The following is a 1,020-nucleotide window of genomic DNA, read 5'->3' on the forward strand; positions in this document are numbered from 1 at the left end:
TTTAAGTATCTTCTTAAGCGTTTGACGCATGATCGCGTTAATGTAAATGCTGGCTACCTTGCCTATATCACCTTGCTATCCATCGTGCCAATGTTAACGGTACTGTTATCAATATTGTCGAAGTTCCCTGTTTTCGCGAACGTTGGCGAAGTGCTGCAAGGCTACATCATCGAAAACTTTGTACCGGCATCTGGTGAGGCGGTGCACACTGCACTGCAAGAGTTTGTGGCGAACACTGGCAAAATGAGTGCCGTCGGTGGTGGCTTCTTGTTTATTGCTGCGCTGATGCTGATCTCCAACATCGATAAAAATCTAAACTACATCTGGCGAGTCAAAGACAAGCGCCGTTTGGTGTTCTCATTTTCGATGTATTGGATGGTATTAACGCTGGGGCCGATTTTAGTCGGCGCGAGTATTGCAGCAACGTCTTATGTCACGTCGTTACAAATCTTAGAAAATGAAACGCTGTCTGGCGCCTTCAATTTGTTCTTACGCTGGTTGCCGCTCTTGCTGTCATTTTTTGCATTTTTAGGTTTGTACATTCTGGTGCCAAACAAAAAAGTGCATTTAGCGCATGGTGCTGTAGGCGCCGCCGTTGCGGCGATACTGTTTGAATTAAGTAAGAAAGGCTTTGCCCTCTATATCACTCAGTTCCCGTCTTACCAGCTGATTTACGGCGCTTTAGCCGCAATTCCTATCTTGTTTGTCTGGGTTTACTTGTGCTGGATGATCGTCTTGCTGGGGGCAGAAGTCACCGCAGCATTGGGTGAGCAAGAGCACTGGAGTGAAGATCTAGACATGATACACTCGTCGGCTGAATCTCAGTTAGCAAATGAAGGAAGCGAGAGTAGTGATAGCGCTAATTCAACGAGTCAGTGAAGCAGCCGTTCGTGTAGACGGTGAAGTGGTTGGAGAAATCGATACAGGTCTTCTTGTCCTACTTGGTGTTGAGAAGGACGACGATGAAGCCAAAGCAAAACGTTTGATGGAACGTGTGACCACCTACCGAGTCTTTGAAGA

General features: G+C 46.7%; 2 protein-coding genes. Both read left to right on the plus strand.

Annotation, left to right across the window (positions count from 1 at the left end):
• A partial coding sequence (locus tag R7P67_RS26620; protein WP_318086557.1) for a virulence factor BrkB family protein occupies positions 1-879 on the plus strand: 879 nt, incomplete at its 5' end.
• A partial coding sequence (locus tag R7P67_RS26625; RefSeq protein ID WP_318086558.1) for a D-aminoacyl-tRNA deacylase occupies positions 851-1,020 on the plus strand: 170 nt, incomplete at its 3' end. The genes R7P67_RS26620 and R7P67_RS26625, both read left to right, overlap by 29 nt.

The sequence above is a fragment of the Vibrio sp. Vb0937 genome (genome assembly GCF_033338855.1).